Source organism: Synechococcus sp. PCC 7502 (genome assembly GCF_000317085.1).
Lineage (GTDB): Bacteria > Cyanobacteriota > Cyanobacteriia > Pseudanabaenales > Pseudanabaenaceae > PCC-7502.
In genome coordinates, this window is the sequence record NC_019702.1 from 192,067 (window position 1) to 207,520 (window position 15,454).

The window sequence follows — 15,454 nt, forward strand, 5'->3', positions numbered from 1 at the left end:
ATTAGTATTGCCCTCTCAATCTACTGTCACATCTAGGAGAAAAACCTGTGTTTAAGCCCTTCATTAATACTCTTGCTCTATCTACCATTGCGATCGCTACGCCTTTAATTATCCCCATTATTGCCCCCGCCCATGCCTTAACCGAAGCTCAAGTTCTTGAACGTCTAAATGGCATTCCTGTATTTACTATCACTGACGATAAAGGTGCGCCATTACTTGGTTCTGCTCCTCAAAAGGGAAGTGAAAAACCACCCCAAGTCTTACTATTCTTCCTTAATCCCGATGATGCTCAAGCAACCTTAACTCAAATTCAAAAGACCAACCCAGCCGTCGGCAGCAAAGCTAGAATCGTGATCCGTTCGATGAATGATGCCTACGAAGTCATTAAAAAGAATCAGGATAAGAAAGATATTGCTTTTCAAATTGTGCCAGCCAAAGCCAGCATAGAGTCTGCTCGGACAATTCTTACTTCCCAAGGTAAACCTGCGGATAAGTTGCCAAATGTACCTGTTTTCTTTGCGATCGGCGGGAAAGATAAAGAGCAAGGACTCCTAACCCTAGAGCAGAACGGTAAACAATTAGTCCCCTTCTTCTTTGATCAAAAAGACCTACAAAGCCTAATTGATCGAGCAAAACAACAACAGCCTGATGTTGCTAATGCCACGAAAATTCAGGTTACTTCTTTATTTCAAGTGCTTGATTCTATGGTAGCAACTAAAGATAACAAGCCTAACCCTGATACAGAGAGATTTACCTTTGTGCCTTCCCGTAATGCCTTCGAGTATGTGGTTAAAAATCAACCCGCTACCACTCCTGCACCTGCTACTAAAAAGTAGGCACCCTTTAGAATTTCTTGCACCACAACCCAAGAGTTCCCAATTAGCTTCTTGAAATGCGTATCATCTCATCCCTCCTCTAGGAAAAAATTTGTGTCTAAGTCACCATTAATTTCATCAATAATTCCATCGATATTTAGTTTAGCGATCACTTCTCCATTACTTATCACAGCAAATATAGCTCCCGCCCAAGCCTTAACAGAAACTCAAGTCCTTGAACGTTTAAATGCTATCCCAGTATTTACTATTACTGATGATAAAGGGGCTCCACTCTTAGGTACATCCAATCAACCGGGTAAGCCTAAATCCCCCCAAGTATTATTATTTTTCCTTAATCCCACTGACGCTCAATCCACCTTGAGTCAATTCAAGCAATCAAATCCAACCGCAGGCAGTAAAGCTCGAATTGTCATCGGCTCAATGAATGATGCCTATAAAGTGATTAAAAAGAATCAAACTAACAAACAGATTGCCTTTCAAATTGTGCCAGCTAAAGCCAGTATGGACTCTGCTCGCACGATCTTAGTTTCTGAAGGAAAGCCTACTGATAAGTTACCTAATGTACCTGTTTTCTTTGCCACAGGCGGGAAAAATAAAGATCAAGGACTGCTAACGATCGCCCAAAACGGTAAGCAAATAGTACCTTTCTTCTTTGACCAAAAAGACTTACAAACCTTAATTGATAATGCTAAAAAGCAGCAGCCTGATGTTGCTAATACTAGTAAAATTCAGGTTACATCTTTATTTCAGGTACTAGATTCAATGGTAACTACCAAAGATAAAAAGCCTAAACCAGAGACTGAAAAATTTACCTTTATTCCTGCTCGTGCAGCCCTTGAGTACGTGGTAAAAAATCAACCCCCTTCTAAAAAGTAAAGTAAATCACCATTAATCAAACAAACTTAATGAAGCAAGCACTTTTGCCCTTAATGCAAGGGTTTGAAGAAATTGAGGCTGTAACTATAATTGATATCCTACGGCGGGGAGATGTGCAGGTTGTCACTGCGGGTTTGGAATCGGTGATTGTAGATGGTGGTCACGGAATTACGATTATGGCAGACTCGCTATTAGAGCATGTTATCAATCAAGAGTTCGATCTCATTGTCCTAGCTGGTGGTGCGGGAACTTTTAGACTGCAAGCCGATCCCAGAATTATTCCCATGCTGCAAAAACACGCAGGTTTGGGCAAACTAACGGCAGCAATTTGTGCGGCTCCCCTAGTTTTATCGGCATCTGGATTATTAACGGAGAAAAGGGCGACATCCTATCCTGCGGTTAAAGATCAATTAGTCGTTGGCGAGTACCTAAACGATTTGGTTGTAGTAGACGGTAACATCATCACTAGTAGAGGGGCTGGAACTGCCACAGAGTTTGCTTTGCAGTTATTAGAGTTATTGCAAGGAAAAGCGATCGCCGAGGAAGTTGCTGGAAAAATAGTATTTATTAAAAAAACTGCTTAAAAATCTAGTTAAAAATTTAATCAGTTTAATCTTCGTGATCTTCGTAGGGATCGCCCAATTCCTTACTAGGAGGACCGAACGCCGTATAAATCGACACTAGGGTTAAACAGATTAGGCTGGCTGCAACTGCTAAACCAATTGAAAGAGCATTTTGCGAGTTTTCCATAGTTAGTTTTTAATATGCCTTTAATATTAATTTATATTGAGATTTCTATATTTTAGTATCATATATTGAATTAAGTCTATTTATGCTAGCAGTGATCTAATAGCAGTGCTCTATTGTTTTTACTTCACTTGAGCTTAAATGCCTAAGTCAACTTTCTTCATTTAGCTATTTTATTCATTTAGGCACATCTATTAAATATTGATTTTTGTCAACCTTTGATGAGATTATACTAAGTAATTAAAAACAAAATCTTTAGATAATTTTTAACTATGGCACAACGTACTAAGCTCGGAGATATACTCAGACCACTGAATGCTGAGTATGGTAAGGTTGCAAGAGGATGGGGAACTACACCACTAATGGCAGTAGCAATGTCGTTATTTCTTGTGTTTTTACTGATTATCCTACAGTTGTATAACTCTTCCTTGATCTTAGAAGGAGTTAATTTGAACTGGGGTGGTTAGAAAAATAAATAATTAAAGATGAGTGGTGGTAAGTGTGCTGTTCATCTTTTTTTGTAGTTTTCTATTTTTATCAGTATTCTTACGAGTGATCTAGTAGCCTTAAACAATAAGATAGCTATCTGGTCAAGTTGGGCTGAAATTAACCTTGGAGAGTGGAAATGAATATTTTTGGTCTAGGATTGCCCGAAATGATTGTCATCATGGGTGTGGCTCTTCTAATATTTGGACCTAAAAAGCTGCCAGAAATCGGACGCAGCGTTGGCAAAACTATTAAAGGCTTTCAGGATGCTTCCCGTGATTTTCAAGCTGAATTTACCAAGGAGGTAGAACAATTGGAGAAAGTTCCTCCTTCTAAATCAGTAACTGAGGCATCAGTTTCATCGGCTTCATCCGTTTCAGAGTCAGAGGCAAAATCTAGTTCTGATGAGTGATCAGATTAGCTTAATTGTGGGATTAGGTAATCCTGGACAGGAGTACGATCACACCCGTCATAATGTGGGCTATCTACTGGTGGACTACTTAGCAAATCTGTGGAGTATAAGCCTGATCCCCGATCGCAAGTTTAAGGGCATATATGGGGAGAAAAAACCGATCCGCTTACTTAAGCCCACAACTTATATGAACTTGTCGGGGCAGTCACTGCGGTTGTGTTGTAACTGGTATAAGCTTGATCCGCACTCAGTTTTAGTCATATATGATGACATGGATTTACCCTTAGGCAAGCTCAGAATCAGAACCTCTGGTTCGGCAGGAGGACACAACGGAATCAAGTCGATTATTCAAGAGTTAGGAACCCAAGACTTTCCTCGCCTAAGAATTGGCATTGGTAGTGCGGAAATTGGTGGTGCCGTTAGTCATGTTTTGGGGAAATTTACAATCGCAGAAATGCAACAATTAACTGAAATTTTTAAAACTACAGAGCAGGCGATCGCCGTGATCAGAGATTCGGGAATTCCTAAGGCAATGAGCTTGTACAATGGCATCACCGTTGGTACTACCTAATGTCACCCGTAGCAATTCTTTTAGACCAAGTCTATAAACACTATAATCAAGTCCCCGTGGTCAATAATCTTTCCTTACAAATATTGCAGGGGGAGATGTTTGGACTATTAGGAGCAAATGGGGCAGGAAAATCTACAACCATTAGAATGCTGACCACATTAACTCGTCCTAGCCAAGGTAGAATCAGCCTCGGAGGACTAGATGTAATTAAACAGTCACAGCAGGTCAAAAGCCAAATCGGGGTGGTTTTGCAGCAGATTAGTGTGGATTTAGATTTAACTTTGTGGGAAAACATGGAGTATCATGGCAGGCTTCATCATCTTCCCGAAAAAGAGCGCAGGGACTCAATCCAGCGTTGTTTAGATTATGTTGATCTCAACGATCGCTCCCAAGTTTTAGTCAGAACCCTTTCAGGTGGTATGAAACGCAGGTTGCAAATTGCGCGGGCATTACTACACCAACCCCAGATTTTATTTTTAGATGAACCCACAGTTGGACTCGATCCCCAGACCAGAAGACGACTATGGGAAATTATTAAAGACTTAAAAGAACAAGGCATGACGATATTGTTAACAACCCACTATATGGAAGAAGCAGAATTTTTATGCGATCGCATCGGGATCATGAATAATGGCAGTCTGATCGAAATTGGTACACCCGCCGAACTAAGACAAAAGTATGGTTTAGCAGTAGTAGTAAGTCAAAATGACCAACAAATTGCTTATAAATTCTTTGCCGATTATGATCAAGCTCACAGCTATGTGGAGGCTCAATCTGATAAAAGAGGGATTATGGTGCGTGATTCTAATTTAGAAGATATTTTTGTCGAGTTAACTGGACGTAAATTAGACTAATCCGAATTAGACGGAATTCTAAATATTTCAGACTAAAACAGGTTATTTATATTTATTCATAAAATGCGGAGAATTGAGTAAGAAATGAAAGCAATGATTTTGGCAGCAGGGAAAGGAACTAGGGTGCGACCGATTACCTATATTATGCCTAAACCCATGATTCCCATTATGCAAAAGCCCGTGATGGAATTTTTGGTGGAATTGCTGCGTCAACATGGATTTGATCAAATTATGGTCAACGTAAGTCATTTGTCCGAAGAAATTGAGAACTACTTTCGGGATGGACAGAAATTTGATGTGCAGATGGGCTATTCCTTTGAAGGCAAGATTGTGAATGGGGAACTAGTCGGTGATGCCCTTGGCTCAGCGGGAGGCTTAAAAAAGATTCAGGATTTCTCCCCGTTTTTTGATGATACGTTTGTAGTGCTATGCGGAGATGCGCTGATTGATCTAGACTTAAAAGCAGTAGTAGAGTGGCACAAAGCAAAAAAATCTTTGGCAACTGTAGTGATGAAAACCGTCCCCAAGGAAGAAGTATCCAGCTATGGGGTAGTAGTCACCGATGATGATGGTAGAATCCTTGACTTCCAAGAAAAACCTAGCGTTGAAGAGGCACGCAGTAACAATATTAATACTGGGATTTATATTTTTGAACCAGAGATATTTAACTATATTCCCTCTGGAGAACAATTTGATATTGGAGGGGATTTATTCCCTAAATTGGTAGAAGCTAACGCTCCTTTCTATGCGATCGCTATGGATTTTCAGTGGGTAGATATTGGGAAAGTTCCTGACTACTGGCAAGCGATTCAAGATGTGCTAATGGGCAAGATTAATAATGTCAAAGTGCCGGGCTATGAGGTGAAACCGGGGATATTTACGGGGCTAAATGTTTGTGTGAACTGGGATAAGGTAGATATTACTGGTCCTGTATATATTGGTGCCATGACCCAAATTGAAGATGGCGTAAAGATCGTTGGACCGACCATGATTGGACCTAACTGCCATATATCAACTGGGGCAGATGTGGAGCGCAGCGTAATTTTTGAATATTCCCGCCTTTCCGATGTGCATTTAGTTGATAAATTAGTATTCGGTCGCTATTGTGTGGATAAAACTGGTGCCACGATTGATTTACAGGCTGCTGCCCTTGATTGGCTAATTACCGATGCTCGTCATCCGAATAATGCTGTACCGCCTTTATAGAATGCCCCTAATCCCATTTATACTGAATTAGTAAATTACTGAATTAGTAAGTTTAATTAAACCTATGACTAAAGCAATTTGGAATGGCGTGGTAGTAGCAGAAAGTGATCAATGCGAATCCGTGGAAGGCAATAAATATTTTCCTGCCGATGCCATTAAATCTGAATATTTTAAAGAAAGCTCCACCCACACAACCTGTCCTTGGAAAGGCGTTGCCAGTTACTATTCCTTAGTTGTCGATGGTAAGGAAAATAAAGATGCAGCTTGGTATTATCCCGAGACTAAGGACGCTGCCAAAAATATTCGGGGCTATATTGCCTTTTGGAAAGGAGTACAGGTGACTGGCTAAATGATTACCATACCCGAAACCCTAGAAGAGACCACAGAGCAAGCGATCGCTGCCACCATGAGCGCAATTGCAGCAGGTTGTAAGCGAATTCAAATCGATATGAAATTCCCCGAACTGGCACAAATGCCGATCGCCCTTGCTTTTGCGGAGGCTTTTACGAAACAATATGGTCAGGCTTGGCAGGCTCTATTTGCCGATGCGGGGACGGCTGCCCTTGCTAAACGAGATTGGGCTAATTCCGATATTTTGCGTGAAGTGTCCATGCGGGGTGTCAATGAAGGTAGGGCGGCGGCTCGTCCAGAGTCTCAGGCATTTTTATTAATTTCGCCAACTTCAGTAGAAGTAGATGGCATTGAAAAATTACTCACTTTGATTGGCGATCGCCCGTTTGTGATGCTGAATCCTAAACTAGAAAATAGTGAAGTGGGATTAGGACTGGCTGCTCGGAGAATGCGCGATCGGTTTTTAAGCATATTTGAAATTGTCTATTACATTCAACCCATAGAAGAAGGTGCTGTATGGCGGTGCTATCCTCAGCTTTGGCAGGTGTGGCAAGATAAAACCACAGGTATGGAACTGATCTATGAAGGGGAGGAAAGACCCGTTGGCGATGATCTAAATCGAATTATGGGTAAAGCCACAGGGAAAAAGCCATCATTAATCACCCAATTACAGCAATTTATTAATGCTCTTGCCCGATAGATGATCTGGAGCGATCGCAATATCCCCACTGCCAATTTGATTAGGTTAATATTATGTAATAAATAATGTTCTGGAGCATCTGCGGTGAAAGATAAAAACAATAATAAAAAGTGGAAAAATATTGGTTTATATGCCCTGCTGGGAATTGTGGTGATTACCCTTGGAACTGCCTTAATTGATAACCAACCTCAACCCCAAGAGCAGTGGCGTTATAGTCAACTTTTAGACGCAATTGAAAGTAAGCAAGGAGTTTCTAGGATTACCCTAAGCAGCGATCGCACCTATGCTGAAGCGACCATCCCTGGTGGCATCAATGGCAATAAAAGAGTCAGAGTGAATCTGCCCAATGACCCAGATTTTATTAAAACTATTACTGATAATAATATTGAACTAGATGTGGCTCCTCGCCGTAATGACGGTGCCCTTTTACAAACCTTGACTAGCTTCTTTTTACCCGTACTTTTACTAGTCGGATTATTCTTTTTATTACGCCGCGCTCAAGTGGGACCTGGTAGCCAAGCGATGAATTTTGGTAAGTCCAAAGCTAGAGTGCAGATGGAACCCCAAACCCAAGTTACCTTTAGTGATGTAGCTGGGATTGAGCAAGCAAAATTAGAATTAACTGAAGTTGTAGATTTTCTCAAAAATAGCGATCGCTTTACGGCAGTCGGTGCCAAAATCCCCAAAGGTGTACTCTTAGTAGGACCTCCCGGTACAGGTAAAACATTACTAGCTCGCGCGGTTGCCGGTGAAGCGGGTGTACCTTTCTTCTCGATCTCTGGTTCAGAATTTGTGGAAATGTTTGTTGGCGTTGGTGCCTCTAGGGTGCGTGACCTGTTTGAACAAGCTAAAACTAATGCCCCATGTATCGTATTTATTGATGAAATTGATGCCGTCGGTCGCCAGCGGGGAGCCGGACTAGGTGGTGGAAATGATGAACGTGAACAAACCCTAAATCAACTGTTAACAGAGATGGATGGCTTTGAAGGCAATACAGGCATTATTATTATTGCTGCAACCAACCGTCCCGATGTGCTAGATTCCGCCTTACTGCGTCCTGGTAGATTCGATCGCCAAGTGGTAGTAGATCGTCCCGATTTTGCCGGTCGTTTAGAAATTCTAGGTGTCCATGCCCGTGGTAAAACCCTTGGACAAGATGTCGATCTAGAAAAAATTGCCCGTCGCACTCCCGGATTTACAGGTGCAGATTTATCTAACCTCTTAAATGAAGCCGCAATTTTAGCTGCCCGTCGCAATCTCACGGAAATTTCCATGGATGAAATTAACGATGCCGTAGATCGGGTTTTAGTTGGACCTGAAAAGAAAGATCGAGTCATGAGTGACAAGCGCAAAAAGCTAGTGGCATATCATGAGGCGGGTCACGCCTTAGTTGGTGCCTTGATGCCCGATTATGATCCCGTCCAAAAAGTGACAATTATTCCCCGTGGTCGTGCAGGCGGACTAACTTGGTTCCTGCCCACCGAAGAAAGAATGCAAAGCCGTTCTTACCTGCAAAACCAAATGGCTGTGGCTCTGGGTGGTCGCTTAGCAGAAGAGATTATCTTTGGGGAAGAAGAAGTTACCACTGGTGCTTCCAGTGACTTGCAGCAGGTTTCCCAAATTGCCCGTCAAATGATTACTCGTTTTGGCATGAGTGAAAAACTTGGTCCAGTGGCTTTAGGTCGTGCCAACAATAATATGTTTTTAGGTCGAGATATTGCCTCTGAGCGTGACTTTTCTGAAGAGACAGCCGCATTAATTGATCAAGAGGTAAATATATTAGTCGAAAATGCCTATAAAACTGCTAGAAATGTCCTCATTCAAAATCGTCATATTCTCGATAGGATTGCCGAACTATTGGTAGAGCGTGAGACTATTGATGCCAGTGAGTTACAGGAAATTTTGCTAGAAAATAATGCCCAACTTGCCAGTGTGAGTTAGTCGTTAGTTAACGTAAATTTCTAGAAATATTAAACCCAAAATATTAAATAACCTTGAGGGCTTAGAGAAAACTAAGTCCTTTTTTTGCAGGTTTTAGGGAGAATGAAGTTAGGTAAAAATTAGCATTAGAAATCCATGAGATGCTAGATTAAAAATCTAATCAAAATTCACCACTTAGATCACATCCAACTTTAACAGTCATGGCAGATAACCGCAAAAGTCAAATCATTACCCAAGGTGTAGCCCGATCTCCTAACCGTGCCATGCTGCGTGCCGTGGGATTCACGGATGCTGACTTTAATAAGCCCATTGTCGGAGTTGCCAGTGCCTACAGTACGATTACCCCTTGCAATATGGGCATAGCCCCTTTAGCAGAAAGAGCACAACAGGGAATCAGAGCCGCAGGGGGAATGCCGCAGTTATTCGGCACAATTACTATTAGCGATGGTATTTCCATGGGTACGGAAGGAATGAAGTATTCTCTGGTATCACGGGATGTAATTGCCGACTCCATTGAAACTGCTTGTACAGGTCAAAGTATGGATGGGGTTTTGGCGATCGGGGGTTGCGATAAAAATATGCCCGGAGCAATGATTGCGATGGCAAGAATGAATATACCAGCAATTTTTGTCTATGGCGGTACGATTAAACCCGGTCATTTGGATGGGGAAGATTTAACTGTAGTCAGTGCCTTTGAAGCCGTGGGACAGCATAGTGCAGGCAAAATTGATGATGCTCGGTTAATGGCAGTGGAGCAGAATGCTTGCCCAGGAGCAGGTTCTTGTGGGGGGATGTTTACGGCAAATACAATGTCATCAGCGTTTGAGGCAATGGGGATGAGCTTAATCTATTCCTCGACGATGGCTGCCGAAGATTCAGAAAAAAATGACAATGCTGAATTGGCAGGTAAAGTTCTAGTGGAGGCAATTCGCCAGCAAATTTTACCAAGGGATATAATTACCCGCAAATCCATTGAAAATGCTATTTCTGTAGTGATGGCTGTGGGTGGTTCTACTAATGCAGTTTTGCATTTCTTGGCGATCGCTCATTCAGCAGAAGTGGAATGGACATTGGATGATTTTGAGCGGATTCGGCAGAGAGTACCAGTGCTGTGTGACCTTAAGCCCAGTGGTAAGTATGTGGCAACCGATCTACATAAAGCGGGCGGTATTCCCCAAGTTATGAAGATATTGCTGGCAAATGGGTTATTACATGGTGATTGCTTAACAATTACAGGACAAACCGTCGCCGAAGTCCTGAAAGATATTCCAGAAGAACCATCACCCGATCAAGATGTCATCCGTCCTTGGTCTAAACCAATATATGCCCAGGGACATTTAGCAATTTTGAAAGGGAACCTAGCTACAGAAGGTAGTGTTGCCAAAATCACAGGAATCAAAAAACGGGTAATTACAGGTGCAGCTAAGGTTTTTGAGTCTGAAGAAGAATGTCTAGCAGCTATTCTTGCAGGCAAAGTGCAAGCGGGTGATGTGTTGGTAATTCGCTATGAAGGACCTAAGGGGGGACCTGGGATGCGGGAAATGTTAGCACCAACGGCAGCAATTATTGGGGCGGGCTTAGGAGATTCTGTAGGTTTAATTACCGATGGTAGATTTTCAGGTGGTACCTTTGGTTTGGTAGTGGGTCACGTTGCCCCAGAAGCTTTTGTCGGTGGAGCGATCGCCTTGGTCAAAGAAGGAGATTCTATTACCATTGATGCCGATAACAAATTACTACAATTAAATGTAAGTGATGAGGAATTAGCTGCTCGTCGTTCTCAGTGGCAACCACCAGCTCCACGCTATACAAGGGGAGTTTTAGCAAAATATGCCAAGTTAGTCTCGACCAGTAGTCTTGGTGCAGTTACAGATTAGTTACTAATGTTATTGACTCTATAAAATTCTTTGTTTCCCCATGCCAGACCGTCAAGCAGTTACTAATATTGTTTCCCATCTCTACGATACCTTTCCATTTCCCCCCGATCCTCTGTTGGATGAGGCTCCACCTGGTTATAACTGGCGTTGGAGTTGGCAGGGAGCTTTCGGCTTTTGTACAAATGGATTGGCTGCGACTAAGAAACCTCGGATTTTGGATGCAGGCTGCGGTAGTGGTGTAAGTACAGAATATTTGGCACATCTTAATCCCAATGCCGATATTGTTGCCATTGATATTAGTGCTGGCACCTTAGAAGTCGCAAAGGAACGGTGCCGTCGCAGTTCTCCCCCTATGACAGGGCGATCGCTAACTTTTCAGCAATTAAGTCTTTACGATCTCGATCAGATTGCAGGACAGTTTGACATGATTAACTCCGTGGGTGTTCTGCATCATTTACCTGATCCGATCGCAGGAATTCAAGCGGTTGCTAATAAACTTGCCCCCGGTGGAATTTTTCATGTGTTTGTCTATGCCAAGATTGGGAGATGGGAAATTAACCTAATGCAGCAGGCGATCGCCCTCTTACAAACACAAGGACAAAAGCAAGATTTTCGGGCAGGGGTAAAACTTGGTAGAGAAGTATTCGCCGCATTACCAGATACAAATCGCCTAGTGCAACGGGAAAAAAATCGCTGGGCTATGGAAAATACCCGTGATGAATGCTTTGCGGATATGTATTTACATCCTCAGGAAATTGATTATGAGATTGGCAGTTTATTTGAATTAATTGCAGCTTCGGGTTTAGAATTTGTCGGTTTTTCCAATCCCCATATCTGGAACCTAGAGAGATTGTTGGGATCTAATCCTGAATTACTAGCATTGGCTCAATCCTTACCAATCATTGATCAATATCGCTTAATTGAACTCCTCGATACTGATATAGCTCACTATGAGTTCTTTTTGGCACGTCCACCGTTAGCAAAATTAGATCAATCTGATGCCAGGCTTTTAAGTTCGATTCCCCAGCACCATCCTTGCATTAATGGGTGGGAAAGTGATTGTCTGTTTGATCCCGACTACGGCATTTGTCACCTTTCGGAATTAGAGTTTAAGTTTATGCAGCAATGTCAATATGCGCTAACTGTGTCTGAAATACTAAAAACTATGCCAGAGTTATCGCTAGAAGTAGTGCGATCGCTTCTAAATAAGAGAGTGATTCTTCTACAGCAATTTTAAAGTTAATAAAGATAGAATCTCCAACCTAACTTTTTGCTATTGGTAAAAATGCTATTTAATTTAAGTGAGTGGAATCCAAACCTTGAAATATAAAGCTTTCTTATATATTTCTTAAAAAATTGCGCTATGCTAAACATGCTATTTATTTGAGAAATTTTGTTATGGCAGTTGAAAAAGTTAACTCTTCTTCCAGTTTGGCTGAAGTTGTAGATCGTATCTTGGATAAAGGTATTGTGATTGATGCTTGGGTTAGAGTTTCCTTAGTTGGAATTGAGCTTTTGTCTATTGAAGCAAGAGTAGTAATTGCCTCCGTGGAAACCTATTTAAAATATGCTGAAGCTGTTGGCTTAACTGCATCTGCTGCTGTTCCTGCTGCCTAACTTCCAATCTAAACTAATTTGAGGCATAGTTTATAGTTAAGCTTTGCCTCTTAAGTTAATTCTTTTAGTTCAATTTTTAGTTAATTATTTAATATTCCATAACACTTCTTAAAGCTAGGATGTAATAGATATGACTTCTCTGATGCAAGGGTTTGCCCAAGCTCGCCAATCTAGGCTCCAACAAAGAAATCAAGCCATAGATGCTCTTAATACTTGGCGAAAGCAGCGATCGCAAGAATTTCAGCAGGAAGTCAACGCTACCCATGCCCTACTGGATCAAGTCACCAGTCAGCGCATTACATGGGAACAAAACCGACTAGCTACTGCCCGTTCCGAACAAGCCCAAAGACTTCAGGCTGTAGCGGATAGAGCTAGCGCTATTTATATAGAACTTCAGCAACTGCAAACTAGCCGACTTAAAAATGCCGACCTCGCATCACGACAAAGACTACAGGAAGTTAATGATCGAGCCTTAGAAATCAAAAATACTCTAGCTAAACTCACAGCCGATCGCCTAGCCACAGCTTTATTTGATCGCACCCAAAGACTGCAAGCATTGCAAACCCTAAAAAATAACACCGCCGAATTTTTACAGTTAGTTCAAAGCGATCGCCTAGCCATAGCCGCCAAGTTAAAGCAAGAACTATCCGACTATGTAACCTACATCCATCTATCAGTATGGGGCGTGGATTATAGTAATTTAATTGCAGAGTCGAGAAGTGAATCCAATGAATCTTTTAAATCTACGGTTATAGCTGCACCTATAACCATAAGCATTGATCAGTTTATTGAAAACTATGTCGCTGGACTAGAAGGGCATCCGACCTTGACCCAAGTTGTTAACGATCGCAATATCGTCAAAGACCTGTTAACCACTGGAGCTAATACCCTTGGCGTTGACCCATCTGAAATTCTCAATACTTTGATCAAACTGGTTGATCTAGATAACTAAGCTTGGTAATTAATTTTGTAATTAAATAAGAATGACCACAGTCCTCCAAGCCAATCCCCGTCAGTTTGTTAGTACCGCTTTTACCAAAAAGATTGCCCAACGAGCTTTACGCTATTTACAGTCTGGCTTTGCTGTACATTTGCGCGGACCAGCAGGCACAGGAAAAACCACCCTAGCTATGCACCTAGCCAGTTTATTAGGGCGACCTATGGTATTAATCTATGGCGATGAAGACTTAAATTCTTCCCAGCTAATTGGTTCCCAGTCGGGATATACCCGCAAAAAAGTTGTAGATAATTACATTCACTCCGTACTTAAACTTGAGGATAATCTCCAGCACAATTGGGTAGATTCTCGGCTTACCCTTGCTGCCCGTGAGGGATTCACCTTAATTTATGATGAATTTAATCGATCTCGCCCCGAAGTTAATAATGTTTTGCTTAGTGCCTTAGAAGAAAAACTGATCGTGCTTCCCCCTGATAGTCAGCAATCTGAATATGTGCGGGTTCATCCTCAGTTTCGGGCATTATTTACTTCTAATCCAGAAGAATATGCAGGTGTTCATCCTACCCAAGATGCCTTACTTGATCGCATGATCACTATTGATATTGGTGAAGCCGATCTGGAAACAGAACAGTTGATTTTAACTACTCGCATTGGCTTGGCTCCCGAACAATCAGTCAAATTAATTAGCTTAGTTCGCAGCTATCGCCGTTATACCAACCAAACTAAATCAGCCAGCCTTAGACTATGTTTAACCATTGGCAGAATATGCTATGAACATAAAATTCCGATTAGTGGACAAAGTGAAGACTTTCGGTTGCTATGCCGTGATGTAATTTTGTCCCGTTTCGAGCATAATTCTGAATCTGCTTCCACTTTGGATCAATTATTGGATCAGCTAATTTAAGCCGTTATTTAGTTTGATCTATTAATTATTTTGGTAAATTTTTAAACCTATCCATGAATCAGCCCAGTTCTAAACTGAATACAAGTACCAGTGGTTCTTCCCTTGCCGACATTCTCGAACGGGTTTTAGATAAAGGCATTGTCATTGCGGGAGATATTACTGTATCCGTGGGCAGTGTTGAGCTTTTGAGTATTCGGATTCGGTTATTAATTGCCTCAGTGGATAAAGCTAGGGAAATTGGGATTAATTGGTGGGAGTCCGATCCGCATTTAAGTGGGCGATCGCAGGAATTATTAGAAACCAATCAAAAACTTATGGAACGTATTACTGCTCTAGAAACCGAATTAAAGCAACTGCAAGCCTCTCAACCACATAATCAAGCTAATCTACCTAAAAGTCCATAGGATACTAAAGCGAAATACTCCCTAATTATTAATAAATCTTGCTCCTGTTTTGATAATCCATCATTCCCAGCAGTTGGTACTGGAATCACATCAAACCCATAATGCTGAAATGTTAATAGCGATCGCTTCATGTGCAGTGGATCGGTAACTAATAAAATTCTTTTGATACCTTGCTTACCTAGGATCAAACTGGTAAATTCAGCATTTTCTGCGGTTGTCCGTGATCTATCTTCACCTGTAATTACTTGATCTGGGATACCTAATTCTCTCAACATAGCTTGAATTTCTAGGGCATCATCGGTACCACTGGCAAATATGATCGGAACCATTAGCGATCGCCATAAATTTACTGCCACTTCAACTCTCGACTGACGTAAAGCCTCACCTCTACCTAAAATCACAATGGCATCACTGGGTATAGCAGGTATAGATGGAAAGTCCATAAGTTGAGCATGGACAGCATTTAAAAACCAACTAGATGTAATTACCCAGCGCAAAATTATCAGCAAAAAAGTAATAGAAAGGATAGGAATCAGAACTAACTCTAAATTTTTTAAACCGAAATAAATCCCAAGTCCTGAAACCGTCCATACTAATCCCAAAGTCCATGCTAATTTTGAGCCAGATAAAAAAACAGACAAAAACTTAGATATATACCTGACTAGAATCGTCCATAGCAAAGTTGGTCTGCGATCGGGCATTGGGTTTAACATAAAG

General features: G+C 41.5%; 19 protein-coding genes. 17 read left to right on the forward strand and 2 right to left on the reverse strand.

Annotation, left to right across the window (positions count from 1 at the left end; genetic code table 11):
* Nucleotides 1-47: 47 nt before the first annotated feature.
* From SYN7502_RS00945 to SYN7502_RS00955, 3 genes are all read left to right on the forward strand, one after another.
* Complete coding sequence (locus SYN7502_RS00945) at nucleotides 48-836, forward strand: Tic22 family protein (protein WP_015167022.1); 789 nt, start codon at nucleotides 48-50, stop codon at nucleotides 834-836.
* Nucleotides 837-929: 93 nt separating this feature from the next.
* Nucleotides 930-1,712: a Tic22 family protein gene (locus tag SYN7502_RS00950; protein ID WP_015167023.1), complete on the forward strand. Its 783-nt coding sequence runs from the start codon at nucleotides 930-932 to the stop codon at nucleotides 1,710-1,712.
* A 29-nt stretch (nucleotides 1,713-1,741) separates the two neighbouring features.
* Nucleotides 1,742-2,296 (forward strand): DJ-1 family glyoxalase III, encoded by a 555-nt coding sequence (locus SYN7502_RS00955; RefSeq protein ID WP_015167024.1) that lies wholly within the window; start codon nucleotides 1,742-1,744, stop codon nucleotides 2,294-2,296.
* 25 nt (nucleotides 2,297-2,321) lie between these two features.
* Here SYN7502_RS00955 and psbN read toward each other — a convergent pair whose 3' ends face one another.
* Entirely contained in the window at nucleotides 2,322-2,462 is a 141-nt protein-coding gene (psbN, locus tag SYN7502_RS00960; protein WP_015167025.1) for a photosystem II reaction center protein PsbN, read from the reverse strand.
* A 269-nt stretch (nucleotides 2,463-2,731) separates the two neighbouring features.
* Here psbN and psbH point away from each other — a divergent pair, with 269 nt between their 5' ends.
* From psbH to SYN7502_RS01030, 14 genes are all read left to right on the forward strand, one after another.
* Nucleotides 2,732-2,926, forward strand: a complete 195-nt coding sequence (psbH, locus tag SYN7502_RS00965) for a photosystem II reaction center phosphoprotein PsbH (RefSeq protein WP_015167026.1) — start codon at nucleotides 2,732-2,734, stop codon at nucleotides 2,924-2,926.
* 158 nt (nucleotides 2,927-3,084) lie between these two features.
* Nucleotides 3,085-3,357 carry a TatA/E family twin arginine-targeting protein translocase gene (locus SYN7502_RS00970; RefSeq protein WP_015167027.1) on the forward strand — a complete coding sequence of 91 codons (273 nt, stop codon included), beginning with the start codon at nucleotides 3,085-3,087 and terminating at the stop codon, nucleotides 3,355-3,357.
* Nucleotides 3,347-3,928 (forward strand): aminoacyl-tRNA hydrolase, encoded by a 582-nt coding sequence (gene pth / locus SYN7502_RS00975; RefSeq protein WP_246829016.1) that lies wholly within the window; start codon nucleotides 3,347-3,349, stop codon nucleotides 3,926-3,928. Before SYN7502_RS00970 ends, pth begins: the two co-directional genes overlap by 11 nt.
* Nucleotides 3,928-4,782, forward strand: a complete 855-nt coding sequence (locus tag SYN7502_RS00980) for an ABC transporter ATP-binding protein (RefSeq protein WP_015167029.1) — start codon at nucleotides 3,928-3,930, stop codon at nucleotides 4,780-4,782. The genes pth and SYN7502_RS00980 overlap by 1 nt, the downstream gene beginning before the upstream one ends.
* An 84-nt stretch (nucleotides 4,783-4,866) precedes the next feature.
* On the forward strand, nucleotides 4,867-5,988 hold the full coding sequence (locus SYN7502_RS00985; RefSeq protein ID WP_015167030.1) for a sugar phosphate nucleotidyltransferase: 1,122 nt from the start codon (nucleotides 4,867-4,869) through the stop codon (nucleotides 5,986-5,988).
* A gap of 64 nt (nucleotides 5,989-6,052) precedes the next feature.
* Complete coding sequence (locus SYN7502_RS00990; RefSeq protein WP_015167031.1) at nucleotides 6,053-6,337, forward strand: DUF427 domain-containing protein; 285 nt, start codon at nucleotides 6,053-6,055, stop codon at nucleotides 6,335-6,337.
* Nucleotides 6,338-7,039, forward strand: a complete 702-nt coding sequence (locus tag SYN7502_RS00995) for a DUF1995 family protein (protein ID WP_015167032.1) — start codon at nucleotides 6,338-6,340, stop codon at nucleotides 7,037-7,039.
* Nucleotides 7,040-7,123: 84 nt separating this feature from the next.
* A complete protein-coding gene (gene ftsH / locus SYN7502_RS01000; RefSeq protein WP_015167033.1) occupies nucleotides 7,124-8,980 on the forward strand; it encodes an ATP-dependent zinc metalloprotease FtsH in 1,857 nt (618 codons plus the stop codon).
* A 200-nt stretch (nucleotides 8,981-9,180) separates the two neighbouring features.
* Entirely contained in the window at nucleotides 9,181-10,854 is a 1,674-nt protein-coding gene (gene ilvD / locus SYN7502_RS01005) for a dihydroxy-acid dehydratase (protein WP_015167034.1), read from the forward strand.
* A gap of 40 nt (nucleotides 10,855-10,894) precedes the next feature.
* A complete protein-coding gene (locus SYN7502_RS01010) occupies nucleotides 10,895-12,091 on the forward strand; it encodes a class I SAM-dependent methyltransferase (protein ID WP_015167035.1) in 1,197 nt (398 codons plus the stop codon).
* Nucleotides 12,092-12,252: 161 nt separating this feature from the next.
* Nucleotides 12,253-12,471 (forward strand): gas vesicle structural protein GvpA, encoded by a 219-nt coding sequence (gvpA, locus tag SYN7502_RS01015; protein ID WP_015167036.1) that lies wholly within the window; start codon nucleotides 12,253-12,255, stop codon nucleotides 12,469-12,471.
* A 130-nt stretch (nucleotides 12,472-12,601) separates the two neighbouring features.
* Nucleotides 12,602-13,423: a hypothetical protein gene (locus SYN7502_RS01020; protein ID WP_015167037.1), complete on the forward strand. Its 822-nt coding sequence runs from the start codon at nucleotides 12,602-12,604 to the stop codon at nucleotides 13,421-13,423.
* 31 nt (nucleotides 13,424-13,454) lie between these two features.
* On the forward strand, nucleotides 13,455-14,333 hold the full coding sequence (gvpN, locus tag SYN7502_RS01025; RefSeq protein WP_015167038.1) for a gas vesicle protein GvpN: 879 nt from the start codon (nucleotides 13,455-13,457) through the stop codon (nucleotides 14,331-14,333).
* Nucleotides 14,334-14,386: 53 nt separating this feature from the next.
* Nucleotides 14,387-14,737, forward strand: coding sequence for a gas vesicle protein (locus SYN7502_RS01030; RefSeq protein WP_015167039.1), 351 nt, complete (start codon nucleotides 14,387-14,389; stop codon nucleotides 14,735-14,737).
* Here SYN7502_RS01030 and SYN7502_RS01035 read toward each other — a convergent pair.
* Nucleotides 14,710-15,450: a YdcF family protein gene (locus tag SYN7502_RS01035; RefSeq protein ID WP_051023548.1), complete on the reverse strand. Its 741-nt coding sequence runs from the start codon at nucleotides 15,448-15,450 to the stop codon at nucleotides 14,710-14,712. The two genes, SYN7502_RS01030 and SYN7502_RS01035, sit on opposite strands and share 28 nt — an antisense overlap.
* Between the last annotated feature and the right edge of the window lie 4 nt (nucleotides 15,451-15,454).